The sequence below is a fragment of the Olsenella sp. An290 genome (genome assembly GCF_002159535.1).
GTDB lineage: Bacteria > Actinomycetota > Coriobacteriia > Coriobacteriales > Atopobiaceae > Thermophilibacter.
Window position 1 is genome coordinate 1 of the sequence record NZ_NFIU01000021.1, and the last position, 24,197, is coordinate 24,197.

Annotated in this window: 16 protein-coding genes; 8 read left to right on the forward strand and 8 right to left on the reverse strand. The window is 70.2% G+C overall.

From position 1 onward, the window contains the following. Window positions 1-138: 138 nt before the first annotated feature. Window positions 139-1,764: a 4Fe-4S dicluster domain-containing protein gene (locus B5F84_RS08735; protein WP_087322974.1), complete on the forward strand. Its 1,626-nt coding sequence runs from the start codon at window positions 139-141 to the stop codon at window positions 1,762-1,764. A gap of 142 nt (window positions 1,765-1,906) precedes the next feature. Beyond that, window positions 1,907-2,962, forward strand: a complete 1,056-nt coding sequence (locus tag B5F84_RS08740; RefSeq protein WP_087322977.1) for a nucleoid-associated protein — start codon at window positions 1,907-1,909, stop codon at window positions 2,960-2,962. Between the two features lie 30 nt (window positions 2,963-2,992). On the opposite strand, the gene B5F84_RS08745 is transcribed toward B5F84_RS08740, so the two are convergent. Continuing rightward, window positions 2,993-4,747, reverse strand: a complete 1,755-nt coding sequence (locus B5F84_RS08745) for a 1-deoxy-D-xylulose-5-phosphate synthase (RefSeq protein WP_239378332.1) — start codon at window positions 4,745-4,747, stop codon at window positions 2,993-2,995. A 244-nt stretch (window positions 4,748-4,991) separates the two neighbouring features. Between B5F84_RS08745 and feoB the strand changes: the two genes are divergently transcribed. From feoB to B5F84_RS08760, 3 genes are all read left to right on the forward strand, one after another. Continuing rightward, a complete protein-coding gene (gene feoB, locus B5F84_RS08750; protein WP_087322983.1) occupies window positions 4,992-7,346 on the forward strand; it encodes a ferrous iron transport protein B in 2,355 nt (784 codons plus the stop codon). 485 nt (window positions 7,347-7,831) lie between these two features. Beyond that, on the forward strand, window positions 7,832-8,614 hold the full coding sequence (locus tag B5F84_RS08755; protein ID WP_087322986.1) for a TIGR00730 family Rossman fold protein: 783 nt from the start codon (window positions 7,832-7,834) through the stop codon (window positions 8,612-8,614). A 615-nt stretch (window positions 8,615-9,229) separates the two neighbouring features. Next, on the forward strand, window positions 9,230-9,937 hold the full coding sequence (locus B5F84_RS08760; RefSeq protein ID WP_087322989.1) for a VTT domain-containing protein: 708 nt from the start codon (window positions 9,230-9,232) through the stop codon (window positions 9,935-9,937). A gap of 170 nt (window positions 9,938-10,107) precedes the next feature. Here the strand turns inward: B5F84_RS08760 and B5F84_RS08765 are convergent, their stop codons facing one another. Beyond that, entirely contained in the window at window positions 10,108-10,401 is a 294-nt protein-coding gene (locus B5F84_RS08765; RefSeq protein WP_087322992.1) for an HPr family phosphocarrier protein, read from the reverse strand. Between the two features lie 152 nt (window positions 10,402-10,553). Here B5F84_RS08765 and B5F84_RS08770 point away from each other — a divergent pair, with 152 nt between their 5' ends. Continuing rightward, window positions 10,554-11,066, forward strand: a complete 513-nt coding sequence (locus B5F84_RS08770; RefSeq protein WP_087322995.1) for a DNA-deoxyinosine glycosylase — start codon at window positions 10,554-10,556, stop codon at window positions 11,064-11,066. A 159-nt stretch (window positions 11,067-11,225) separates the two neighbouring features. Here the strand turns inward: B5F84_RS08770 and B5F84_RS08775 are convergent, their stop codons facing one another. The 4 genes from B5F84_RS08775 to B5F84_RS08790 form a co-directional block, all read right to left on the reverse strand. Continuing rightward, window positions 11,226-12,179 (reverse strand): PfkB family carbohydrate kinase, encoded by a 954-nt coding sequence (locus B5F84_RS08775; protein WP_087322998.1) that lies wholly within the window; start codon window positions 12,177-12,179, stop codon window positions 11,226-11,228. A gap of 94 nt (window positions 12,180-12,273) precedes the next feature. Beyond that, window positions 12,274-13,686: a glycoside hydrolase family 32 protein gene (locus tag B5F84_RS08780; RefSeq protein ID WP_087323001.1), complete on the reverse strand. Its 1,413-nt coding sequence runs from the start codon at window positions 13,684-13,686 to the stop codon at window positions 12,274-12,276. Between the two features lie 96 nt (window positions 13,687-13,782). Then, window positions 13,783-15,756, reverse strand: coding sequence for a PTS transporter subunit IIBCA (locus B5F84_RS08785; RefSeq protein WP_087323003.1), 1,974 nt, complete (start codon window positions 15,754-15,756; stop codon window positions 13,783-13,785). 186 nt (window positions 15,757-15,942) lie between these two features. Continuing rightward, window positions 15,943-16,926, reverse strand: coding sequence for a LacI family DNA-binding transcriptional regulator (locus tag B5F84_RS08790; protein ID WP_087323006.1), 984 nt, complete (start codon window positions 16,924-16,926; stop codon window positions 15,943-15,945). Between the two features lie 210 nt (window positions 16,927-17,136). Here B5F84_RS08790 and B5F84_RS08795 point away from each other — a divergent pair, with 210 nt between their 5' ends. Next, the gene (locus B5F84_RS08795; RefSeq protein WP_087323009.1) at window positions 17,137-18,021 is read left to right on the forward strand and encodes a LysR family transcriptional regulator; all 885 of its coding nucleotides are present in this window, start codon (window positions 17,137-17,139) and stop codon (window positions 18,019-18,021) included. 552 nt (window positions 18,022-18,573) lie between these two features. Then, window positions 18,574-19,656: a glycerol dehydrogenase gene (locus tag B5F84_RS08800; protein ID WP_239378334.1), complete on the forward strand. Its 1,083-nt coding sequence runs from the start codon at window positions 18,574-18,576 to the stop codon at window positions 19,654-19,656. Window positions 19,657-19,802: 146 nt separating this feature from the next. Here the strand turns inward: B5F84_RS08800 and B5F84_RS08805 are convergent, their stop codons facing one another. Together B5F84_RS08805 and B5F84_RS08810 are read right to left on the reverse strand one after the other, a co-directional pair. Next, the gene (locus tag B5F84_RS08805) at window positions 19,803-21,722 is read right to left on the reverse strand and encodes an alpha-amylase family glycosyl hydrolase (RefSeq protein WP_239378336.1); all 1,920 of its coding nucleotides are present in this window, start codon (window positions 21,720-21,722) and stop codon (window positions 19,803-19,805) included. 241 nt (window positions 21,723-21,963) lie between these two features. Continuing rightward, window positions 21,964-24,096, reverse strand: coding sequence for a YgiQ family radical SAM protein (locus tag B5F84_RS08810; RefSeq protein WP_087323012.1), 2,133 nt, complete (start codon window positions 24,094-24,096; stop codon window positions 21,964-21,966). Between the last annotated feature and the right edge of the window lie 101 nt (window positions 24,097-24,197).

Below are 24,197 nucleotides of genomic sequence, written 5' to 3' on the forward strand. Positions count from 1 at the left end.
CACGTTGGCCCTAGTATCGCACAACGGTGTGACGAAGCGGCACGCCCGGTGCCGCTTCGTCACACCGTTGTGCGATACTAGGGCCAACGTGGACGCGCTTCTGAGGGGGAGCGCGAGAGAACCGGGAGAGGGGCAACGATGGCCGACACCATGCGTGGCGTGTATACCAACCTGACCGAGATTCGCCGCAACGTCTTCAGCTCGGTGGCCAAGGTCGCCTACGACATGGCGGACGACGACGAGAAGACCACCCGTCGCAAGATCCGCGACCTGCCGTACGAGATCATCCCCGGCGAGGTCGCCACCTACCGCGAGTCGGTCTTCCTTGAGCGCGCCATCGTCGAGCAGCGCATCCGCCTGGCCATGGGCCTGCCCCTCCAGGGCGTCGACCACCGCGAGAGCCTGACCGACGGCCTCGCCGACGCCTGCGTCCCCGAGACCTACTACCAGCCGCCGCTGATCAACGTCATCAAGTTTGCGTGCAACGCCTGCGAGGACAACGTCTACCGCGTGACCAACGCCTGCCAGGGCTGCCTTGCGCACCCCTGCCGCGAGATCTGCCCCAAGGGGGCCATCACCTTCAAGGACAAGAAGGCCTACATCGACCAGGAGAAGTGCATCCACTGCGGCATGTGCTTCAAGGCCTGCCCCTACCACGCGATCCAGCACCACGTTCGTCCCTGCGCGGATGCCTGCGGCATGAACGCCATCGGCTCCGACGAGCACGGCCGCGCCCAGATCGACTACGAGAAGTGCGTCTCCTGCGGCCAGTGCCTCATCAACTGCCCCTTTGGCGCCATCGCCGACAAGAGCCAGATCTTCCAGGTCATTCAGGCCATCAACGCGGGCGACGAGGTCATCGCCGAGGTGGCACCCGCCTTCGTGGGCCAGTTCGGCGGCAAGGGCAACGTGGACAAGCTGCGCCAGGCCTTCACCGAGCTCGGCTTCACCGGGATGGAGGAGGTCGCCATCGGTGCCGACCTCTGCACCGTCCAGGAGGCGGAGGACTTCCTCGAGGAGGTCCCCGACAAGATTCCGTTCATGGGCACGTCGTGCTGCCCGGCGTGGTCGGTCATGGCCAAGCGCGAGTTCCCGGACCATGCGGACTGCATCTCGATGGCACTCACGCCCATGACGCTCACGGCGCGCCTCATCCGCAAGCAGCACCCCAACGCCAAGATCGTCTTCGTGGGGCCCTGCTCGGCCAAGAAGCTCGAGGCCATGCGCAGGTCCGTCCGCTCCGAGGTCGACTTTGTCCTCACCTTCGAGGAGATGGCCGGCATGATGAAGGCGCGCGGCATCGAGGAGTACACCAAGCTCCCGGGCGAGGGGGCATCCGACTTTGGCGTGGCCTCCGCCGACGGCCGCGGCTTTGCCGTCGCGGGCGGCGTGGCCAACGCCGTGGTCAACGCCATCCATCGCATGCACCCCGAGCGCGAGGTCAACGTGGTCAACGCCGAGGGCCTCGAGGAGTGCCGCAAGATGATGAAGGACGCCGTCAAGGGCAAGTACCCCGGCTACCTCGTCGAGGGCATGGCCTGTCCGGGCGGCTGCGTGGCCGGCGCCGGAACGCTCCAGGCGATCAACAAGACCGCCGCCGCCGTCAAGCGCTACGCCAAGAAGTCCCCGCGCGCCAACGCCACGGAGAACGCCTACCGCATGATGATCCCCGCCCTCGAGCGTGACGCCGACGGCAAGAAGACCACGGGCGAGGAGGCCCTGGCCGAGACCATCGAGGCGCAGACCCCCAAGGCCGCGGAGTAGGGCCAGGAGGGCCGGCTCTAGGCAAAAGGGACCGGCCCAGGGCGAGAAGAACCACGTGACGGCACAGGACCGGCCCCGTTCGCCCGGGCGGACGGGGCCGAGGCCGGCGCGCCGCGCCCCGCGCGGCGCCCGAAGGAGGAACATGCTCAAGGTAGACCGCGCGATCCTGCACGTCTTTGACTTCGAGACGGGCTCCACGTACTTCTCGGAGCGCCCGCTCGACCTCACGGTCCGGGCGACCCGCTCCTACGTCCAGCGCCACCTCCGCAAGATCTCCTCCAACGCCGAGAGCCGCCACGGGGAGTTCGCGCCGGACTCCGGCTTTGCCGGCGAGCTCCAACGCTACCTTGCGGGCGAGCGCGAGTTCGTGGAGTTCACCGTGGAGATCGCGCAGTGGTTCTGGGAGGAGCTGCGTCGCTCGGAGGACCTCGAGCAGTGCGACCTCATGGTGGCCGACTTCTGCGACACCGATGCCGGGGGCGTGGACGCCTCCTCAACGGACGCCGAGGTGGACGCGGCCTTTGACGGCCCGGCCGGCCGCCGCTTCTTCGCGGTCATCCTCCTGCCGCGCCGCCAGGCCTTCGTGCACGAGGTGGGCGGGGACGCCAACGACATCGCGCGCGTGGACGCCACGCTGCCCAACCCCTCGCAGAAGGTGGCGTCCTACGTGCTCGTGGACGCCGAGACCGGCGCCATCGACTTTCACGACAAGGAGCGCTCCGTGGGCGGGACGAGCGTCTCGCTCATCCCGGACCGGTTCCTGCAGTGCTCGAGCGAGGCGTCCAGCCACGAGGTCATCGATGAGGTGAGCGTCATCGTGCGCGACGTGGCCGAGGAGTTTGGCCTCACGCCGGCCGTCGAGGTCTCGCGCGCCAAGGCCGTGGTGGCCCGCGCCGCCGAGGTGGAGGAGAGCTTCGAGCCCGCGGAGGTGGGCCGCGAGGTCTTTCAGGACCGTCCCGAGCTCCAGGAGCGCTTCGAGGAGCGCGTGCGCGAGGCGGCTCTGCCCGAGGAGGCGCCCGTGCGCCGTGGCGTGGCCAACCGCCTCACCCGAAGCCACAAGATCCGCACGGACACCGGGGTGGAGATCACCTTCCCCTCGGAGCTCGCCGACAAGCCGGGCTACCTCGAGTTCACGACGGACGCCGAGGGGCGCATCACCATCACCGTGGGAAACGTGGTCAAGATCGAGAACCGCTAGGGCGCGCCGAACGCCCCCTGCCCCTAGCCGCTAGCCGCGCAGTTCCCGCACGAGGTCCGCGGCGACTCCCTCGGCCGTCATGCCGCAGCTCTCAAGGAGGGCCGCGGGGTCGTAGCGGTCGGGGAAGGCGCGCGGCAGGCCATAGCAGCGAACGCGCACGTCATCGCACCCGAGCGCGCGGGCGACGCGCTCGCCGAAGCCGCCCTCGAGCACGCCGTCCTCGAGGGTCGCGATGACGCCGTGGCCCGCGGCGAGCCGGCCCAGCAGCTCCTCGTCGGCCGTCGTGGCCAGGCGCGGGTTCACGAGGGTCGCCGAGACGCCGCGCTCCGCGAGCGCGTCCGCCACTCGCTCGCCAAGCGGCAGCAGGTCGCCGAGGGCCAGGACTGCCACCTCCGCGCCCCGTCGCACGACCTCCCACCCGCGCGCGTAGCCCGCGCTCGGCCGCGCGAAGTCCGCGCGCGAGACGACGCCCGCGCCGGGCACGCGGATGGCCACGGGCCCGTCCTCGTGCGAGAGCGCCCAGGACAGCATGTCGAGGTACTCCTCCTGGCAGGTGGGCGCGAGGTAGGGGAGGCCCGGCATGGCGCCGAGCAGGGGGATGTCAAAGAAGCCGAGATGGGTGGCGTCGGTCGTGCCAAAGGCCGAGGCCCCGAAGACCAAGATCACGGCAGGCGCGGCGTTGAGGCAGAGGTCATGCCAGACCTCGTCGTAGGCGCGCTGCAGGAAGGTGCCGTAGATGCCCAGCACGGGACGGGCGCCCGCGCGGGCGAGCCCCGTCACGTAGGTGACGGCGTGCTCCTCGGCAATGCCCACGTCCACGAAGCGCGCCCCGGCCGCCGCGCGGCGCCTCGGCGTGAAGCCCATGATGTAGGGCGTGGCGGCGCTCACGGCCACCACGCGCGGGTCTGAGGCCATGCGCTCGGCGAGAAACGCGCCCGTGAGCTCGGCGTAGTCGGGGCCCGGGGCGGAGGCGGCGATCCCCGTCGCCACGTCGAAGGGGGCGGCGTGGTGCCAGCTCTCGGGGTCGGCGAGCGCGGGCGCGAACCCATGGCCCTTCTCGGTGTGGACGTGCAGGACCACGGGGTGGTCGCATCCGCGCAGCTCCGAGAGGGCCCGCTCGAGCGCGGGGAGGTCGTGGCCGTCCTCGAGGTAGCGGTAGTCGAGCCCGAGTGCGCGGAACACGTTGGTGGGGGAGGCTCCCCGGGTGGCGCGCAGCTCTGCGAGGTTGCGATAGATGCCGCCGTGGTTGGGGGCGATCGACCACTCGTTGTCGTTGACCACGATGATGAGGCCGCTTCCCAGCTCCGCGGCGTTGTCGAGCCCCTCGAAGGCAAGCCCGCCCGAGAGCGACCCGTCGCCGATGACGGCCACCACGTCGTACTTCTCGCCCGCGAGGTCGCGTGCGGTGGCGAGGCCGCAGGCCAGGCTCACCGAGGTCGAGGTATGGCCCATCGCAAAGAGGTCGTGCTCGGACTCGCCGGGGTTGGAGAAGCCGGAGACGTCCTCGTAGCGGGCCGGGTCGAGAAACGCCGCCGCGCGGCCCGTGAGCATCTTGTGCGGGTAGGTCTGGTGGGAGACGTCAAAGACGAGCCGGTCGCGCGGGCTCTCGAAGACGCGGTGGAGCGCCACGGTGAGCTCGACGACCGAGAGGTTGGAGCCCACGTGCCCGCCGATGGCGGCGGAGCTCTCCACCACCGCGGAGCGGATCTCGTCGCACAGGGCCGGCAGGGCGTCCTCGGGGAGGGCGCGCAGGTCCTCGGGCGAAGCGATGCGCTCAAGATACACGGTGGCCCCTCCCTCATTTCTGCCCGTCGTTTCGTAGCACATAAGCTTCTCACAATTTCAGGAAGAAGATGTGTCGCGTCTGCGAATGCCCCCGGCTTGACAGAAGTGACAGGGCGGACGCGCGCGGACCCGGCCCCGGGGGCCGCTTCCCGACGGCCGCCCCGGACCCCGCCGGTTCTTCTCGCCCGCGCCCCTCTTGCCGCGCACGCTACAATGTCGTGCGGATACACAAGGAGGGACCCGCATGAACCTGGACGAGCTTGAGATCGGCAAGGACGCCGTCGTCGAATCCGTAGACTGCGACGAGGCGTCGCTGAGGCAGCACATCCTGGACATGGGGCTCACGCCCGGCGTCGAGGTCACCCTCATCAAGCGCGCGCCCATGGGCGATCCGATCGAGATCCGCCTGCGCGGCTACGAGCTCACGCTGCGCGTCGACGACGCCCGGCACATCGCGCTCACCGGCGTGCACGACGCGCACGACCGCCCGCGCGCCCGCGAGCGCCTGGAGGCGACGGCGCACCCCTCCATCGGCGAGGCCTGCGCGCCCCGTCGCGACGGCAAGGCCATCCCCGAGGGACGCCCCCTGAGCTTTGCCCTCGCCGGCAACCAGAACTGCGGCAAGACCACGCTCTTCAACGCGCTCACGGGCGCGAACCAGCACGTGGGCAACTTCCCCGGGGTGACCGTGGACCGCAAGGACGGCCAGGTCAAGGGCCATCCCGAGGCCACGATCACGGACCTGCCGGGCATCTACTCGCTCTCGCCGTACACGAGCGAGGAGGTGGTCTCCCGACGCTTCATCCTGGAGGACAACCCGGACGCGATCATCGACATCGTGGACGCCACCAACATCGAGCGCAACCTCTACCTCACGCTCCAGCTCATGGAGCTCGACCGGCCGATGGTGCTGGCGCTCAACATGATGGACGAGCTCACGGCCAACGGCGGCACGGTTGACGTCAACGCGCTCGAGGCGGCGCTCGGCATCCCGGTGGTGCCCATCTCGGCGGCGCGCGGCGAGGGCGTCTCCGAGCTCGTCGAGCACGCCCTGCACGTGGCGCGCTACCGCGAGCACCCCGGCCGCGTGGACTTCTGCGCGGCGTCCGGCGCGGACGGCGGCGCGCTCCATCGCTGCATCCACGGCATCTGCCACATCATCGAGGACCACGCCGCCGCGGCGGGTCTCCCGGTGCGCTTTGCCGCGACCAAGCTCATCGAGGGCGACCGGCTCGTCATAGACGCGCTTGCCCTCGAGAAGAACGAGCTCGACGCCGTGGAGCACATCATCACCCAGATGGAGGAGGAGTCCGGCCACGACCGCATGGCGGCGCTTGCCGACATGCGCTTCTCGTTCATCGAGGCCGTCTGCGCGACGAGCGTGGTGAAGCCGCACGAGAGCCGCGAGCACCGGCGCTCGGTGGCGGCCGACCGCATCCTCACGGGGCGCTTCACGGCGATCCCGGTCTTCGTGGCGATCATGGCGCTCGTCTTCTGGCTCACCTTTGACGTGGTGGGCCAGCGGCTCTCCGACCTTCTGGCCCTGGGCATCGACTGGGTGACGGCGCAGGTGGACGCCGCGCTCACCGCCTTTGGGCTCAACCCCGTGGTGCACAGCCTCGTGATCGACGGCGTCTTTGCGGGCGTGGGGTCGGTGCTCTCCTTCCTGCCGATCATCGTGGTGCTGTTCATCCTGCTCTCGATTCTCGAGGACTCCGGCTACATGGCGCGCGTGGCCTTTGTGATGGACAAGCTGCTGCGGCGCCTGGGCCTCTCCGGCCGCAGCTTCGTGCCGATGCTCATCGGCTTTGGCTGCTCGGTGCCCGCGATCATGTCCACGCGCACCCTGCCCTCCGAGCACGACCGCAAGATGACGGTCATGCTCACGCCGTTCATGAGCTGCTCGGCCAAGGTGCCGGTCTATGCGCTCTTCTCGGCCGCGTTCTTCCCTGAGTGTGCGCCGCTCGTGACGATCGCGATGTACGTGATGGGCATCGTGGTGGGCATCCTCGTGGCGCTGGTCCTCAAGGGGACGGCCTTCAGGGGGGACCCGGTTCCCTTTGTGATGGAGCTTCCCAACTACCGCATGCCGGCGCCCCGCACCGTGGCGCGCCTGGCCTGGGACAAGGCCAAGGGCTTTGCCACCAAGGCGTTCACGATCATCTTTGTGGCGAGCGTGGTGATCTGGTTCCTGCAGACCTTTGACGTGCGCCTGAACGTGGTCTCCGACCAGAGCGCGAGCATGCTCGCCGCGCTGGGGGCGCTCCTGGCGCCGCTCTTTGCGCCGCTGGGGTTTGGCTCCTGGGAGGCGGCCGCGGCGCTTGCGGCGGGCTTTGGCGCCAAGGAGAACGTCGTGGCCACGCTGACCGTCCTCATGGGCGGGTCCACGGCGGGGCTGGCGACGCTCTTCTCGCCGCTCACGGCGTTTGTGTTCCTCACGTTTGTGCTGCTCTACACGCCGTGCGTGGCCGCGGTCTCGGCCGTGCGCGGCGAGCTTGGCACGCGCATGATGTGGGCCGTGATCGCCATGCAGTGCGGCGTGGCGTGGGTCGTGGCGCTGGCGGTGCGGCTCGCGGGGCTCGCGCTCGGGCTGGGGTAGCGCGGGGCTGCGGGCGGGGCGGCTGTTCCGGCCGGCCTGGCTGTTCCGGCCGGCCTGGCTGTTCCGGCCGGCCTGGCCGAAATTGGGTGGCATCTTTGATGCTCCGCGTCGCCCCGGACGAAATTGGGTGGCATCTTTGATGCTCCGCGCCGCCAAGGGGGACCCCGACGGTCCTTCTCGCCCGCGTCATCAGGGGAAACGCGAGGGGGCGACCCCGGCGAGCGGCCTGGCGGGCGCCTGCACATCAAACATGCCACCCAATACCGGAGCGAGGGGCCCGAAAGGCGGAGGCCGGACCGCGCGGAAGGGGCCCCACCCAAAACAGTCCCCGGGCGCGGCCCGGTGCTGCCCGCGCGGTCCCGCCCCGGCCGAGCCCTCGCCCCAACCCTACGCTCCGCGCAAATGGGTACACAAACGCTAGGACGCCGCTTACGAGCGCCTGACGCGCGCGGCGTAGCGTTGTCATCCCAACAGAAGGAGCAGTGATGGCAGACAGGAACAACCTCGCGGACCCCGCGTCCGCGCCCACGCCCGAGGAGCCCCTCGGCACCACCTACCACCGCGGCCCCGTGATCTTGCGCGGGCCCATGATCCCCTCCGACACCACCACGGGAAACCTGCTCGCGCCCGAGGGCTCGACGGACTGGCTGCACATGGACCCGTGGCGCGTCCTGCGCATCCAGGCCGAGTTCGTGGACGGCTTCGGTGCGCTCGCGGAGCTGGGGCCGGCCGTGACCGTCTTTGGCTCGGCCCGCACGCCGCGCACCGACCCGATGTATCGCGCCGCGCGGCACGTGGGCAGGAAGCTCGCCGAGGCGGGCGTGGCCGTGATCACGGGAGGCGGGCCCGGCATCATGGAGGCCGCCAACTGCGGCGCCGCGCGCGCCGGCGGCAAGTCCGTGGGCCTGGGGATCGAGCTGCCGCACGAGCAGGGCATCAACAAGTGGGTCAACCTGGGCATGACCTTCCGCTACTTCTTCGTGCGCAAGACGATGTTCGTCAAGTACTCGAGCGGCGCCATCATCTTCCCGGGTGGCTTTGGGACGCTTGACGAGGCCTTTGAGCTGCTCACGCTCGTCCAGACGCACAAGGTGGCCACCACGCCCGTGGTGCTCTTTGGCACCGAGTACTGGTCCGGCCTCATGTCGTGGCTCGAGGGCACCGTGCTCGACGCGGGCAACATCTCGCCGCTCGACCCCGAGCTCGTGGTCATGACCGACGACGAGGACGAGGCCGTCCGCGTGGCGCTCTCCGCCCTGTCGCGCTAGCCTGCGGCAACCTTACCAAACCGTCACCCGCCCGTAAGGCCAATCGATGGCCCTCCCGGTCGCTCGCGAGGAGAATGGGGGCAGGCCCACGACGCCGCGCCCGGCGACTCGGCGCGCGTCGGGGCCTCTGCAACCGCGAGGGGGGAGGCAACGATGATGGAGACGATGAGGGCGACCGAGCGCAGCGTCCTTCTGGGCTGCCTGGCCGTGTCGGTCCTTCTAGGCGGCGTGGCCCTGGGGCTCCTCCTTCGCGTCGCGGGGGCGTAGGCGCCCGAGCGTGAGGGGCCCGGGCGCCCGGCTTTCGGGCCCCTCGCGTCGGGATTGGGTGGCATGTTTGATGTGAGGGCACCCTCTCGGCGGCGCGCTGGGCCCGGCCGCTCGCGTTTCCCCAGATGGCGCGGGCGAGAAGAACCGTCAGAGGTCCCCTTGGCGGCGGGAGCATCAAAGATGCCACCCAATCTCGGCCGGAACACCCCGGCCCCGCCCGCCGCCCGCCCCGGCACCGGGCGAGAAGAACCTGCGCCCCGCGCTCTGTAAGGCTTGCGCAAGCGCTGCCGCCCCGTGCCGCCCGGCACGGGCGCGCATGGCATGATGGTACGGACGAGAGGAGGCGACATGGCGGACACCGGTACGGCGCCCGACCCCCGCGCCCGCGCCAGGCGGCGCGCGCTCGCCATCGGAGGCGTGGTCCTCGTTGGGCTGGGCGTCGCCGCCTGCTGCTGGCGGTGGCTTCCCGGGCTCTATGCCTGGCTCTCCGACCCCGCCGCGGTGCGAGGGCTCGTCGGCGAGCACGCGGTGCTCTCTCGCCTTGCCCTCGGCGCGGTGAACGCGCTTCAGATCATGCTGGCGTTTCTGCCCGGGGAGCCCGTCGAGCTGGCGTCGGGCTACGCCTTCGGGCTCTGGGAGGGGACGCTGGTGTGCCTGGCCGCAAGCGCTGTGGCCTCGACCGCGATCTTCTGGGCCGTGCGGCGCTGGGGCTGGCGGCTCGTGGGCGTCTTCTTTGACCGCTCTCACCTGGAGCGCTTTGGCTGGCTCTCCAACGCCCGGCGCCTCGAGCTCCTGATGCTCGTCGTGTTTCTCATCCCCGGGACGCCCAAGGACTTTCTCACGTACTTCGCGGGGCTGACGGACATGCGCTTCGGTGCCGTGCTCGCGATCACGACGCTGGGCCGGATTCCCTCCATCGTGACGTCGACGGTTGCGGCGTCGGCCTTTGGCGACGGGAACTACGCCGTCGCGGTGGGGGCCGTCTGCGTGGCGGTGGCGCTCGCGGCGGTGGGCGGCCTGGCGTACCGGCGCTTCGAGGCCCGCGTGCGCTGCTAGCGGGCGCGCGAGCCGGGCCCGGAATCGGCCGGCGTGCCCGGGTTCTTATCGGCCGGCGAAATAGCATACAAAGTTGCCCCCCGCGCCTCAAAAAAGACGCGTCTGAGGGCATCTCTGCATGTTATTTCCCTTGACGAGAAGAACCCGGCGCCCGCGGCGCCCGCGGCGCGCTAGAAGGTCGCCATGATCTTGCGGAGGGCGTCGGCGGCGGTGGCCTCGTCCGGGCCGCTCACGCGCACCACGACGTGCTCCCCGCTGCGCACGCAGAGCATCGTGATCTCGAGGACCTGCTTGGCGTCCACGACGCGCCCGGCGTGCTCGAGCGTCACGTGGCTGCGCCACCGCCCCGCCTCGCTGGCGAGAAGAACGGCGAGCTGGATGTGAAGGCCCAGGGGGTCGGTGATGTCGCAGGGCAGTTCGAGCATGGGGTCCTCTCGGGGGTCGAGGCGGGCGCCCGACTCCATAAACCTTACGTCACGCTCCGCCTGGCGACGGGCGGGCTTTGGGCGAGCGTGGCCTTGGGGCCGCCGACCGGTCGCGCGCGGGGCGACGGAGGGTGACGGCGGCCGCCGAGGCGTCCCGGGCGCGCGGCGGGCGTGCCTGATATGCTGGGCGCATGGCAGACTACGTGCACATAGCCCACGGGTTCGACCCGGTCTTTGACGAGCGGAGCCGCGTGCTCGTGCTGGGGTCGTTCCCCTCGGTGCTCTCCCGCGAGAACCGCTTCTACTACGGCAACCCCCAGAATCGCTTCTGGCGCGTGATGGCCGCCGCTCTGGGCGAGGACGTGCCCGCCCTCGAGGACATCGGTGGCAAGCGCGTGCTGCTCCTGCGGCACGGTGTCGCGCTCTGGGACGTGATCGAGAGCTGCGACATCCGGGGCTCCTCCGACGCCTCGATCAGAAACGTGGTCCCCGCCGACGTGGCGCGCATCACGGGGGCGGCGCCGGTGCGCGCCGTACTCTGCAACGGCGGCACGGCCGGGCGCCTCTACCGTCGCTGGCTCGAGCCGGTGGTGGGCCTTCCCGCCGAGACGCTGCCGTCGACGAGCCCGGCCAACGCCTCGTGGTCGCTCCCGCGCCTGACGGAGCGCTGGCGGGAGGCGCTCCTCGACGCGCTGGGGGAGTGAGCGGCCCCCCGCCCGGGGCACCCCGCCCCGGCGCCCCGGTCCGCCCCGGGCACCCTCCCAACGCAGTCCGGGCCGCGCGCCGGATGACGCGCGGCCCGGGAGTCGCCTCAGGTCGATGGTGTCGGCCGCGCCCTCTGGCGGGCCCGTCGGACGGCCGCGCTACTCTGCGAGCAGCGCCTCGACGTCCGCGCGGGCCGGCATCGCGGGAATGGCGCCGCGCTTGCGGACGCAGAGCGACGCAACCGCGTTGCCGAGGCGCGCGAACCCGGCCGCGTCCTCGACGCCGACCTCCTCGGGGCGCTTGCCGCTCTCGCAGAAGCCCGCGAGGAAGCCTCCCCAGAAGGAGTCTCCGGCGCCCGTGGCGTCCACGGCGTCGGCGGCAAAGCCGGGCACGGTGGCGCCGCCGTCCGCGCAGCGCACGTAGGCGCCCGCCCCGCCGAGCGTCACGGCCACGACCTTGGGGCCCAGCCCCAGGAGCGCCGCGGCCGCGGCCTCGGGGTCGTCAAGGCCCGTGAGCAGCGCGCACTCCTCGTCGGAGAGCTTCATGAGGTCCATCTGCGGCACCACGGCGCGCATCTGCTCCACGGCCGCCTCGACGGAGGGCCACAGGTTCGCCCGGTAGTTGGGGTCGTAGGAGGTGACGCAGCCGGCCTCGCGCGCCACGCGCAGGGCCTCGAGCGTGGCCGAGCGCGCGGGCTCGTCGGTGAGCGAGAGCGACCCCACGTGGAAGACGTGCGAGCTGGAGATCACGTCGCGCGCGAGCTCGTCGGGGGTGATGCGGGTGTCGGCGCCCGGCTTGCGCGCGAAGGAGAACTCGCGCTCGCCGTCGGGCGAGAGGGCGACGAAGGCAAGCGTCGTGAAGGCGTCCGGGTCCAGGACGAGGCCCGTCACGTCGACGCCCTGCTCCTCGAGGGTCGCGCGCAGGAACTCCCCGTGCATGTCGCGGCCCACCTTCCCCAAAAACGCGGTCCGGTGCCCCAGGCGCTCGAGCGCCACGAGCACGTTGGCCGGCGCGCCGCCGGCGTTGCGCTCGAAGAGCCGCTGGCCTCCCGCGGAGGTCCCGGCGTCGGTGAAGTCGATGAGGAGCTCGCCCAAGGTGCTGACAGAGAACATCGAGGGTCCTTTCTTTGGAGGAACCGATTCGACCTGAGATTATGAGGCTTTCTCACGCGGCCGCCCGCGCTTCTCGGCAAGAGGTCGGTGCGCCCTAGGCGTACGTGCCCGCCATCCCGTCGCCCATCTCCCAGGCGTGCAAAAGTGCCTGTCCCTTTTGCACGAGCGTGAGGTGCTCGGAGCGGGGGAACCAGCGGGTGGCAAAGGCGAGCGCGCCGTCGTTCACAAAAACCTCGACGGCCGAGTCGTCAACAAGGACGCGCAGGTCACGGACCTCATCGCACGCCGTCTCGCGCACCTTTCGCCCGGCGCCCACGCGCTCGTCGAGAAACTCCAGCCGCACGGAGCCACCCGCGCACGCGAGCCTCAGCGCACCGTCCAGGACAAGCTCGAGCGACCCCTCCACGCCGGCGAGAAGAACGTCGGCCCGGTGCTCGGGCAGCACGAGCGTCCCGTCCGCGGCAAGCTCGTGGCGCTCCCCTCGCAGGGCCTCGAGCTCCGCGACCGGGCGCTGGAGCACCGACGCGCCGTCCGCCGCGAGCTCGCGCGGGACGGTGAGGCAGTGGCACCACGAGAGGCCCTCGGGCGCGCTCTCCCAGGGCGCCTCGGGCATGCCCATCCAGCCGATGAGGATCGTGCGGCCGGACTCGTCGACGAAGGACTGCGGCGCGTAGAAGTCAAAGCCGTGGTCCCAGAGGCGGAAGCGGCGCGCGTCGAGCACGAGGTCGTCCCCGTCCTCGCTCGCGAGCGCGGCCCCGTCGGGCAGGGGCAGGTAGCCGGAGACGTCGCGCAGGCCGCCCGACCACGGGCGGCCCTCCATGCCCTGCGGGCAGATGGAGAGCCACGCGCGCCCGTCAAGCGCCACCCGGTCCGGGCACTCCCACATGAAGCCGAAGGGCTCGCCGGTGCGCACGGCGCCGACGTTCTCCCAGGAGAGGCCGTCCTCGGAGCGCAGCCTGAGCACGAGCCCGCGGTCGTCCGTGTCGCGCGCGCCGAGGATCATCCACCACGCGCCGCCCTCGCGCCAGACCTTGGGGTCGCGAACGTGGCAGGTGCAGAAGGCGGGGTAGTCGGGGTTTCTCAGCAGCACGTTCTTCTCGCCCAGGGAGAGCGTGCCGGGCTCTCTGCCCTCCACGGCCTCGATGAGGATCTGCGCGGCGCGCCGGCCGGTGCGCACGTAGTCGTGGTCCCCGGGCTCCTTCACGTTCCCGGTGTAGTAGAGGCGCACGCCGTCCTCCCCGGGCACGGCGCAGCCGGAGTAGGCGCCGGAGGCCTCGTCGGGCGTGTCGGGCGCGATGGCAAACGCGGTGCCGTCGCTGCGCCAGTGGACGAGGTCCTCGCTCGCGAAGTGCCCCCACCCGCGCGGCGCGCCCGGCTGGGGCCAGTCGGGGCTGTACTGGTGGAACACGTGGTAGGTGCCGTGGTACTGGCAGAGGCCGTTGGGGTCGTTGAGCCAGCCCGTGGGGGGCATGAGATGAAAGCCCATGCGCCAGCGCTCGTGTGTCATGAGGGCTCCTCGTCTGTGGGTGGATGGGGCGGCGCCCGGGGCGCGGGCGCCGAGGGACGGGCTCCGGCGGGATGCCGGGGCCCGTGCAGGGGGGGCTTAGGAGAGCTCGACGAGGGCGTCGCCGGCGCGCACGGTCGTGCCCGTGTGCGGCGTCACCCCCGTGTAGGCGTCCGCGTTGGTGACGATGACCGGCGTCACGGGGTCGAGCCCGGCGGCGCGGATGGCGTCGAGGTCGACGTCCATGAGGAGCTGGCCGGCCTCCACATGGTCGCCCACCTTGACGTGCGCGGTGAACGGCCTGCCCTCGAGCGTCACGGTGTCGATGCCGATGTGCATGAGGACCTCGCAGCCGGCGTCGGTGGTCATGCCGAGCGCGTGGCCGGTCTCGGCGAGCACGGTGACGGTGCCCGCAGCAGGGGCGTAGAGTCTGCCCTCGGTCGGGCGCACGGCGGCGCCGGGGCCCATGGCCTCGCTTGCGAAGACGGGGTCTCCGACCTCGGACATGGGGATGGCCTCGCCCGCCATCGGGGCGAGAAGGACCTCGGCGCGCACGGCGGGCGCGGCGTCGGTCACGGCCGCGACGGCGGCGTCGGCAGCGGCGGCGGAGAGGGCGGCGGCGTTGGCCTCGTCGGTCGCGGGGGCGCTGACGGAGGCCTGGACGACGGGCTGCTCGGCGGCGGGCTCCGGGTCCTTGTAGAGCATGAAGGAGATGGCAAAGGCCGCGATGCCCGCGATGGCGAACATGATCACGTACTGGACGGGCTGGTTCAGGCAGAGCAGGATGCCAAAGATGCCGGTGACGCCGGTGCCCGCGGCGGCGAGCCCCACGATCGAGGCGAACATGGCGCCCAGGCCGCCGCCGATGCAGCCGGCGACGAACGGCTTCACGAAGCGCAGGTTCACGCCGAAGATGGCGGGCTCGGTGATGCCCATGAACGCGGAGAGCGAGGAGGGGAGGGCGAGCGAGCGGATCTTGACGTCACGGGTCTTGAGGGCCACGGCAAGCGCCGCGCCGGCCTGGCCGATGTTGGCGGCGCTGGCGAGCGGCAGCCAGTAGGTCACGCCGTACGTGGCGATCTGGCCGAGGTCGATCGTGGTGTACATCTGGTGGATGCCGGTGACGACGGTGGGGGCGTAGAGGGCGCCCATGATGAGCGAGCCCAGGCCAAGGGGCAGCGTGAGCAGGAACTGGATGCCGCCGATGATGGCGTTTTCCGCCCACACGAAGATCGGGCCAACGGCGAGCATGGTGATGTAGGCCGTGGCCGCCACCGAGACGAGCGGCGTCACGAAGAGGTCAAAGGCCTCCGGGACCACCTTGTGCAGGCGCTTCTCGATGAAGGCGAGGATGCCCGCCGCGATGACGATGGGGATGACGTGGCCCTGGTAGCCGGTCCACTCGATGGAGTAGAGGCCGGGGATGACGGCGTAGGTCTGCTGCACGCCCTCGGTGGCCACGGTGTTGGCGTTCTGCAGGCCCGGGTTGATGAGCAGCATGCCCACGACGGCGCCGAGGTAGGGGTTGGCGCCGAAGGCCTTGGCCGCGGAGAAGCCGATGAGGATCTGCAGGAACGTGAACGCCGTGTTGGAGACGAGGTTCAGGATCTGGTACCAGGCGTTGTTGGTGTCGAGCGTGATGAAGCCGTTGGCGTCCATGAAGGAGAGCGCGCTCATGATGCCGAGCAGCAGGCCCGAGGCCACGATGGCCGGGATGATGGGCACGAAGACGTCTCCCAGGAGCTTGATCGCGCGCATGAACGGGTTGGTCTGCTGCTGGGCGGCGGCCTCCTTGACCTCGGCCTTGGTGGCGGCCGTGATGTGGCCGAGGGCGATGAACTCGTCGTAGACCTTGTTCACCGTGCCGGTGCCGTAGATGACCTGGAGCTGCCCGGACGCCTTGAAGTTGCCCTTGGCGCCGGTGGCGTTGTCCACCTTGGCCTGGTCGACCTTCGCGTCGTCGGCGAGCACGAGGCGCAGGCGCGTGGCGCAGTGCGCGGCCGAGACCACGTTCCCCGGCCCTCCTATGGCGTCCAGGATCTCCTGGGCCGCCTGCCTGTAGTCAAGTGCCATGTGAACCACCTTTCTCTCTCCCCCTCGTAGTTTGACCCTGCGTGAAAACGTTCTCACATGGAATCGTTCTCACCATAGGGCATCACGGGGGAGACGTCCAGAGAAGACCGTGGGCGGCAGGTTCTTCTCGCCAAGCGGCGCGTCTGGCAAAAGGTTGGGCCGAATGTCGTGGGGTGGGGAGGCGCCTTAGCGGGTCGAGTTGCGGGCGACGACCTCAAAGCCCATCTTGACCTCGCGCGGGACCGAGTCGTCCCCGGTCATGATGCCCACGAGCATCTTGGCCGCCTCGGCGCCGGAGGTCCGATAGTGGTGGTGGACCGTGGTGAGCGTGGGCATGACGATCTGCGAGAGCTCGGCGTCGCCGACTCCCGTGACCGAGACGTCCCCGGGCACGCTGCGGCCGTACTCGCGCAGGCAGGTGAGGGCGCCGTAGGCGATCGAGTCCGTCGCGCACACGATGGCGTCGACGTCGGGGACGGCGTCGAGCAGGGCCTCGGCCTGCTCGTAGCCGGAGTCCACGCTGAACTCCGCCACGCGCATGGCCTCCGGCGCGACCTCGAGCCCGGCCGCCTCGCACGCGGCGAGGAAGCCCGCGCGACGCATGTGGCCCGCGGAGACGTCCTCGTCGAAGACGCCGACGTAGCCCGGCCGGCGCGCCCCGCGCAGGGCGAGCGCGGACACCTCGCGCACGGCGCGCTCGTCGTCCTGGTAGACGCATGCGCGCCCGTCGAGCCTCTGGTCGAGCACGACGAGCGGGACGGGCAGGGAGGAGAAGGCCTCCTCGTGCTCGGGCGTGATCACCGTGGCGATGAGGATGACGCCGTCGACCTGGCTCTTCTCCGAGAAGAGGCGCAAGAACTCGACCTCGCGCGCGGCGTCGTTGTCCGTGTTGGCCAGGAGCACCTGGTATCCCGCGCCGTTCAGGACCGAGGTGATGCCGGCGACCATCCGGCTCACGGAGGCGGAGTTGATCTTGGGGATGATGACGCCGACGACCTCGGTCTTGCCGGTCCGCAGGGTCTTGGCCTGGCGGGAGGGCACGTAGCCGGTCCGCTCGATGACGCGCCGGATGGCTGCGCGCTTCTCCTGGCTGACGTAGCCGTCGTTCAGGTAGCGCGAGACCGTCGCGCGCGAGACGCCCGCCATCTGTGCGATCTGGTTGATGTCCATGTGCTCTCCCTCCGTACGAGTCGAGTGTAGCGGACCCGCGCGGGCGGGGAGGACCGTGGGCGTGCCCCGTTTTCTTGTTGGTCAACTCTCATTTGAACGACGTAGCGTCGTGATGAAACGAGTCCTTAATATGCGAGAATTTATTGCCGCTGCGCCTGCGAGGCGCTCGTCGACGCGTCTCGAATAGGCCGGGGGGAGGTTGCTCCGAGTATGAACATCAAGCAGCTGCGCTATGTCACGTCGATTCTCGCCATGGGAAGCTTCTCATCCGCGGCGGCGCGCGAGGGCGTCTCCGTCCAGGCGGTGTCGAAGGCCATGTCAGAGCTTGAGGGCGAGGTCGGCGAGCCTCTTTTCAACCGCACGAGCTCGGGCGTGAGCCCCACGCCCCTCGGTCGCGCCTTCGGGCTGCGCGCGGGCAAGGTGCTGAAGGAGTTCGACGCCCTCGAGCGCTTTGCGCGCTCGCGCGGCGACGAGGCGCGCGGGCTCAGGATGGGCTTCTGCGCGCCGGCCTTTCCGGGCATCGAGAAGTTCTGCGCCCTCATCCGGGCGGTGACCACGCGCGCCCTCGGCCGTGAGACCGAGGTCCTGCTCACGACCGGCGAGACCTGCGTCGAGGACCTGCGCTCGGGGCGCCTTGACGCCCTTGTCACCATTGGGCAGCTCCACGAGCCCGGCATCGTCTGCGGCAGCCTGGGCACCATGGTGCCGAGCGTCATCATGGCGGAGACCAACCCCCTCGCGCAGAAGTCGATGCTCACGCTGGAGGACATCAACACCTGTCCCGTGCTGCTCTCCCCGAACTTCGACCACTTCAACGAGTCGGTGTGCCGCGCCTTCGTCCGCCGGGGCATGACCTCCGAGCTCGTGGAGGTTCGCAGCGTGGAGGACTACGCCGACCTCATCCAGGGGCACAACGGCCTCTCCTTCCTCGTGGGCGGGGAGTTCCTGGGCCCGATGCCGCACTGCGTGGTCAGGCCGATCGCGCCGCAGGACCGCATGCCGATCCCCATCTGCCTCTCCTCGCTCCAGGGCGCCGACGTGAGCTATCTCGAGCTCCAGCGCGCGCTCTCCGCGATGAAGATCCTCTCCGCGTAGCCCGCGCGTCCGGGCCGCGCTGCCGGGGCTTCTCCCTCGGGGGCCGCGCTGCCGGGCGCCCCTCGACCAGAGGGCCGTTTTGCCCGAGGTCCTTCTCGCCTGGTCCTTCTCGCTCGCCCCGCGCCGAGCGCCGCGGCCCCCTTCCGGTTACGTACACTCCCGCCGGTTACGTACACTCTTTCCGGTTACGTACACTTCCGCCGGGTACGTACACGGAGCCACAAGTCGTTTACCTGCTGAAATGTAGATTTACCTTGCGAGAAGGACCTTTTCTTGTGTACGTAACCGCCGCGCGTGTACGTAACCGGCGGGGGTGTACGTAACCAGAGGGAGGGGGCGCCGCCGCTGCCGCCGCGGCCACCGCGGCCGCCGCGCTGGGCCCGGAGCTGTCAGACGGCTTTCACGTTTGTGGCCGAGGCGAGAAGAACCGGCGCCCCGCCGCCGCGCTCCGGTGACGCTCGCGGACGTCTCGCCCCCGCCCCCTCGCGCGCGTCCTATACTGCTTGCGTACCGGCGCCCAGGAAGGGGTGCCGACGAGGGAAGGTGGCAATCGTGTCCAACCTCATGCTCATGCGCGCGCCCCAGAAGTACGTCCAGGGCAAGGATGCCCTGCTCAAGTTCCACGACGAGATGGAGAGCCTGGGCCATTCGTGGCTGTTCATCTGCTCGAGGAGCGGGTACGCCGCCACGCACGACAAGATCGAGCAGAGCTTTGCGGGCTCTGACGATCGCCGTCGCTACGAGGTCTTTGGCGGCACGTCCTCCGTGGGCGAGATCGAGCGCTTCCGCGCCATCGTCGCCGAGGAGAAGATCGACGTCGTCGTGGGCGTGGGCGGCGGCTCGGCCATCGACACCGCCAAGGCGACGGCGCACTACGAGGGCCGTCCCGTGGCCGTGGTGCCCACCGTCGTGGCCACCGACGCCCCCTGCACCGGCCTCTCCGTCATCTACAACGACGACGGCTCCTTCAACAGCTACCTCTTCTATCCCAAGAATCCCGAGGCGGTCCTCGTTGACTCCGCGGTGATCGCCCAGGCGCCGGTGTCCTTCCTCGTGGCGGGCATGGGCGACGCGCTCGGCACCTACTTCGAGGCCCGTGCCTGCGACCGCACCCACGCGCTCTCCCTGGAGTTTGGCGGCATCACGCGCTCCGCGCTCGCGCTCTGCCGCCTCTGCTACGAGACGCTGCGCGAGTACGGCCCCATGGCCATCGCCGCGTGCGAGCAGCACGTGGTGACGCCGGAGCTCGACGCCGTGATCGAGGCCAACACCTACCTCTCCGGCGTGGGGGCCGACAACGGCGGCCTGGCCGTGGCGCACTCGTTCTACAACGGCCTCACGGCGCTCGGCGGGCACGAGGCCCCGCACGGCTGCTGCGTGGCCTTTGGCACCCTCGTCCAGCTGCTCCTTGAGCGGGCGCCGCGCGCGGAGTTCGAGGAGGTCCAGGGCTTCTGCCGCTCCGTCGGCCTGCCGGTCACGCTGGCCGAGCTCGGCGTCACCACGCACGAGGAGGTCCGCACCATCGCCGAGGCGGCGTGCGTGGAGGGCGAGTCCATCCACAACATGGCGGGCGACGTCACGCCGGACGAGCTCTTCGACGCGATCGTGCTCGCCGACGCGCTCGGCCGCGCGTAGCGCGGGGCGTCAGGCCCCGCCGTCCGCCCGCCGCCGGTGGTCGGGCGCCGGCGGCGGGCAGAGAACGGAAGAAAGGGGCGCTCGGCCATCCCCTGGCCGGGCGCCCCCTTGTACCGCTGCGTGTCCCGTTGCCCGTGACCTCGGCCCTACCAGGTGACGTACCAGGCGAAGTCCCATGCGGGCAGCTCGAAGTTCTCGAAGGTGCGCCTCCTGCCGCCCGTGAGGAGGTTCTTGTAGAGGCCGCGCTCCGGCATCCAGACCGTGCGGGGCTCGTCGCTGAAGTTGAAGACGGCGTGCAGCGTGTCCTTGCCGGAGCGGCGGCGAATCCATAGGATCGCGGGGTCGCTGTAGTCGACGACGTGCGTCTCGGCGTCGGCGTCAAAGACCGGCTCGGCGCGCCGGATCTCCTCGAGGTGCTCGAGGGCGTGGAAGACGCGGTCCTGCACGCTGCTCTTCTCGTCAATGGCCGACACGAGCGACCAGTCGAGGCGGCCGCGGTGGATGTAGCGGGAGTCGTCGGCCTTCTCGGGGTCGTCGTGGTAGGAGTAGTCGTTGACCTGGGCGATCTCGTCACCGCTGTAGATGATGGGCAGGCCCGACTGCGAGAGCAGGTAGGCGTGGAGCATGACGTCCTTGCGGATGGCGAGGTCCATGGCGGGCTCGCTGCCCTCAAAGCCCGCCGCCTCGATGCCGCACATGGAGGCCGTGGTGGCGCAGAAGCGCGCGTCGCCCGTGATTGGGTCGGCGTTGTAGAGCTCGCCGCGCGAGGTGCTGCCCGGCGTGAGGCCCTGGAAGTAGTCGTTGAGGTACTTCTTGTGCGGCACCTCCTGCATGCCCCACTCGGCGAGGGTGTCGTAGTCAAGGCCCCAGCCAATGTCGTCGTGGCAGCGGAGGTAGTTGAGGAAGGTGTACTCGTGCGGAAGGCCGCAGACGGCCTCGAGCTGGCGGCGCAGGAGGCGCGTGTCGCGGCAGGCGACGGTGTGCCAGGTGGTTGCCATGGTGGTCACGTTGTAGAGCATGTGGCACTCGGGCTTCTCGGGCGTGCCGAAGTAGGGGACCACCTCGACGGGCGCCATGACGACCTCGCCCAGAAGCACGATGCCCGGGCACACGACCTCGCCGATCATGCGCATCATGCGCACGATGGTGTGGACCTGGGGGAGGTTCCGGCAGTTGGTGCCGAGCTGCTTCCAGATGTAGGGCACGGCGTCGATGCGGATGATGTCCATGCCCTGGTTGGCCAGGTAGAGGAAGTTGTACATCATTTCGTTGAAGACGCGGGGGTTGCGATAGTTGAGGTCCCACTGGTAGGGGTAGAACTGCGTCATGACCGACTGGCCGAGCTCCGGCAGGTAGGTGTAGTGCCCGGGGGCGGTGGTGGGGAAGACCTGGGGGACGTCGCGGGTGTACTGCTCGATGACCTGCGGGTTGCTCTCGAAGAAGTAGCGGCTCATGTACTCGCCCTCGCCGGCGCGGGCGCGCCGCGCCCACTCGTGCTCGTCGGAGGTGTGGTTCATGACGAAGTCCATGCAGAGGCTGATGCCGCGCTCGTGGCACTTCTCGGCAAGGTGGGCGAGGTCGTCCATCGTGCCAAGCTCGGGCTTCACGCGGCGGAAGTCCTTGACGGCGTAGCCGCCGTCGGAGCGGCTGCGGTCCGCCGGGGTGTCCAGAAACGGCATGAGGTGCAGGTAGTTGACGTTGCAGCCCTCCAGGTAGTCGAGCTTGTCCTCAACGCCTCGGATGGTGCCGGCGAAGTTGTCGATGTACATCTGCATGCCGAGCATCGCGCGGTCCCGATACCACGCGCCGGCGGCCTCGCGCTGCTCGTCGAGCGCGCGCAGCTGCTCGGAGCGCGCGGCGTGGAAGGCCCTCATCTGGTCGACGAGCTCGGCGAACATGTCGCCGTTTCCGTAGAGCTCCATGTAGAGCCAGCGGAGCTCGTCGTGGTGGCGCGCCAGGCGGGCCTCAAAGGCGACGTCCTCGCGGGAGCTCTGCCGCATGCGATCCGCGGCCTGGGCAAGGGGATTCTCTTTGGCGGTGCTCGAGGAGGCGCACTTGGCTGACATAGGGATAATTCCTTCCATAGTTATGCCTAAATCTACGTATTACGGATAGATAGTATGCGGTCTGCGACTCTTCGGGAACGCCTTTCCGCGAGCGGGCTAACTTTGGGTGGGAACGTTCTCTGTGGCTGTGTTCTGCGGTGATTTGGTGGCGGCGCCGGGCGAGAAGGACGGCGGGCTAGGCGAGAAGGACGGCGGGCCCGCCCGCCGTGACCGCCTGCCCTGTCGCCCCTCTCGCGAGGGGTCAGCCGCGGTGCCCGCCGCGGTTTGCCTCGCGGCCCTGGCCGGCGCGGTTGCGCCCCGCCGCGTTCGAGCCGCGCTTCCCGCCGGCGGGCCCTGCGCCCCCGCGCGCCTGGCCGCCCGGCCTCCCGCCCGGGCGAGCGCCCCCGCGCGCGGGGTTCTTCTCGCCCTTGCCCTTGACGCCGTGCGGCCGAACCGGGCGGATGAGGCACTTCTTGCCGTATCCGATGAGGTCCGTGCGGCCGGCCTTGGTGAGCGCCTCGCGCACGAGGTCGTAGTTCTCGGGGTTGCGGTACTGGATGAGCGCGCGCTGGAGGGCCTTCTCGTGCTGGGTCTTGGGCACGTAGACCCGCCTCATGGTGCGCGGGTCGACGCCGGTGTAGTACATGCACGTGCTCATGGTGGACGGGGTGGGGTAGAAGTCCTGCACCTGCTCGGGCATGTAGCCGAGGTCTCGGCAGTACTCGGCGAGCTCGACGGCCTCCTTGAGGGTGCTCCCGGGGTGGCTGCTCATGAGGTAGGGGACGAGGTACTGGTCCTTCCCGAGCTCCTGGTTGGTCTGGCGGTACGCGCGGACGAACTCGTCGTAGGTCGCGCGGCTCGGCTTGCCCATGACGGAGAGCACCGCGTCGCTCACGTGCTCGGGGGCCACCTTGAGCTGGCCGGAGACGTGGTGCTCGCAGAGCTCGCGCAGGAAGGTGCGGTCGGGGTCGGCAAGGACGTAGTCAAAGCGGATGCCGCTGCGGACGAACACCTTCTTCACGCCGGGCAGCGCCCTCAGCTCGCGCAGAAGGCGCACGTAGTCGGTGTGGCTGACCTCCATCTGCTTGCAGACGCCCGGCCACAGGCAGCGCCGGTGCACGCAGGCGCCGTGGGTGAGCTGCTTTGAGCAGGCGGGCTGGCGGAAGTTGGCCGTGGGGCCGCCCACGTCGTGGATGTAGCCCTTGAAGTCGGGCTCGGCCGTGATGCGGCGCGCCTCGGCGAGCAGGGACTCGTGGCTGCGGGCCTGCACGATGCGCCCCTGGTGGAAGGTCAGCGCGCAGAAGCTGCACTCGCCGAAGCACCCGCGGTTGGAGATCAGGCTCATCTTGACCTCCTTGAGCGCGGGCACGCCCCCGGCCGGCTCGTAGTCCGGGTGGTAGCAGCGCGTGTAGGGCAGGTCGTAGGAGGCGTCGAACTCCTCCTGGGTGAGGGGCCGCGCGGGCGGGTTCTGCACCACGAAGACGCTGTGGGGGTAGGCCTCGACCAGGCGGTGCCCCGTGAACGGGTCCATGTTCTCGTACTGGGTGTTGAAGCTGCGCGCGTAGGCGAGCCGGTCGGCCTCGAGCTCGTCCCAGGAGGGCAGCGTGAGGGCGTCCTCCACGTAGTCGAGCGTGCGCGTGCGATAGGCCGTGCCGTCGACGAAGGTGATCTGGTCGACGGGGATGCCCGCCTCGAGCGCCTCGGCAATCTCCACGATGGGACGCTCGCCCATGCCGTAGATGACGAGGTCGGCGCCCGAGTCCAGCAGCACCGAGCGCTTGAGGCGGTCCTGCCAGTAGTCGTAGTGCGCAAGGCGCCTGAGGCTCGCCTCGATGCCGCCGAGCACGATCGGGGTCTCCTTGAACGTGCGTCGGATGAGGTTTCCGTAGACGACGGTGGCGTGGTCGGGCCGGGCGCCGGTGGCGCCGCCCGGGGTATAGGCGTCCGAGGAGCGGTGGTGCTTGCCCACGCTGTAGTGGTTGACCATGGAGTCCATGTTGCCCGCGGAGACGAGGAACGCCAGGCGCGGCTCGCCGAGCGCCGCGACGCTTGCCGGGTCGCGCCAGTCAGGCTGCGCGATGACGCCCACGCGCCAGCCGTGCGCCTCGAGGACACGGCAGATGATGGCCTGCCCGAAGGACGGGTGGTCGACGTAGGCGTCCCCGCAGACAAAGACGAAGTCGCACCGGTCCCAACCGCGCGCCTCCATGTCCGCGCGCGTGGTGGGGAGGAAGTCCGCGCGCGTGAGCCCGAGCGCCGTGGGCCCGCACGGGTCAAGGTGCGCCTCGGCCCTTCCGCGGCCGGGCGCCGCCGCGCGCGGGCCCTTCCTCCCGGGGCGTCCCCCGCGCGGGGGACGGTGCTTCTGGGGGTGCTGCTGGTGAGGCTTCGCTGCCATGGGCCCTCCTTCGTCGTCCGGCCCATCCTACACCATGGGCCAGGCGCCGCCCGCGCGGGGCCCTTCTCGCCTTGGGGGGCGACGGGCGCCGTGGGGCGCGG

Excerpts from the sequence above, each read along its gene's own strand:
- B5F84_RS08735 (WP_087322974.1), top strand. The coding sequence starts at position 139 with ATGGCCGACACCATGCGTGGCGTGTATACCAACCTGACCGAGATTCGC.
- B5F84_RS08740 (WP_087322977.1), top strand. The coding sequence starts at position 1,907 with ATGCTCAAGGTAGACCGCGCGATCCTGCACGTCTTTGACTTCGAGACG.
- feoB (WP_087322983.1), top strand. The coding sequence starts at position 4,992 with ATGAACCTGGACGAGCTTGAGATCGGCAAGGACGCCGTCGTCGAATCC.
- B5F84_RS08755 (WP_087322986.1), top strand. The coding sequence starts at position 7,832 with ATGGCAGACAGGAACAACCTCGCGGACCCCGCGTCCGCGCCCACGCCC.
- B5F84_RS08760 (WP_087322989.1), top strand. The coding sequence starts at position 9,230 with ATGGCGGACACCGGTACGGCGCCCGACCCCCGCGCCCGCGCCAGGCGG.
- B5F84_RS08765 (WP_087322992.1), bottom strand. The coding sequence starts at position 10,401 with ATGGAGTCGGGCGCCCGCCTCGACCCCCGAGAGGACCCCATGCTCGAA.
- B5F84_RS08770 (WP_087322995.1), top strand. The coding sequence starts at position 10,554 with ATGGCAGACTACGTGCACATAGCCCACGGGTTCGACCCGGTCTTTGAC.
- B5F84_RS08775 (WP_087322998.1), bottom strand. The coding sequence starts at position 12,179 with ATGTTCTCTGTCAGCACCTTGGGCGAGCTCCTCATCGACTTCACCGAC.
- B5F84_RS08780 (WP_087323001.1), bottom strand. The coding sequence starts at position 13,686 with ATGACACACGAGCGCTGGCGCATGGGCTTTCATCTCATGCCCCCCACG.
- B5F84_RS08785 (WP_087323003.1), bottom strand. The coding sequence starts at position 15,756 with ATGGCACTTGACTACAGGCAGGCGGCCCAGGAGATCCTGGACGCCATA.
- B5F84_RS08790 (WP_087323006.1), bottom strand. The coding sequence starts at position 16,926 with ATGGACATCAACCAGATCGCACAGATGGCGGGCGTCTCGCGCGCGACG.
- B5F84_RS08795 (WP_087323009.1), top strand. The coding sequence starts at position 17,137 with ATGAACATCAAGCAGCTGCGCTATGTCACGTCGATTCTCGCCATGGGA.
- B5F84_RS08805 (WP_239378336.1), bottom strand. The coding sequence starts at position 21,722 with ATGTCAGCCAAGTGCGCCTCCTCGAGCACCGCCAAAGAGAATCCCCTT.
- B5F84_RS08810 (WP_087323012.1), bottom strand. The coding sequence starts at position 24,096 with ATGGCAGCGAAGCCTCACCAGCAGCACCCCCAGAAGCACCGTCCCCCG.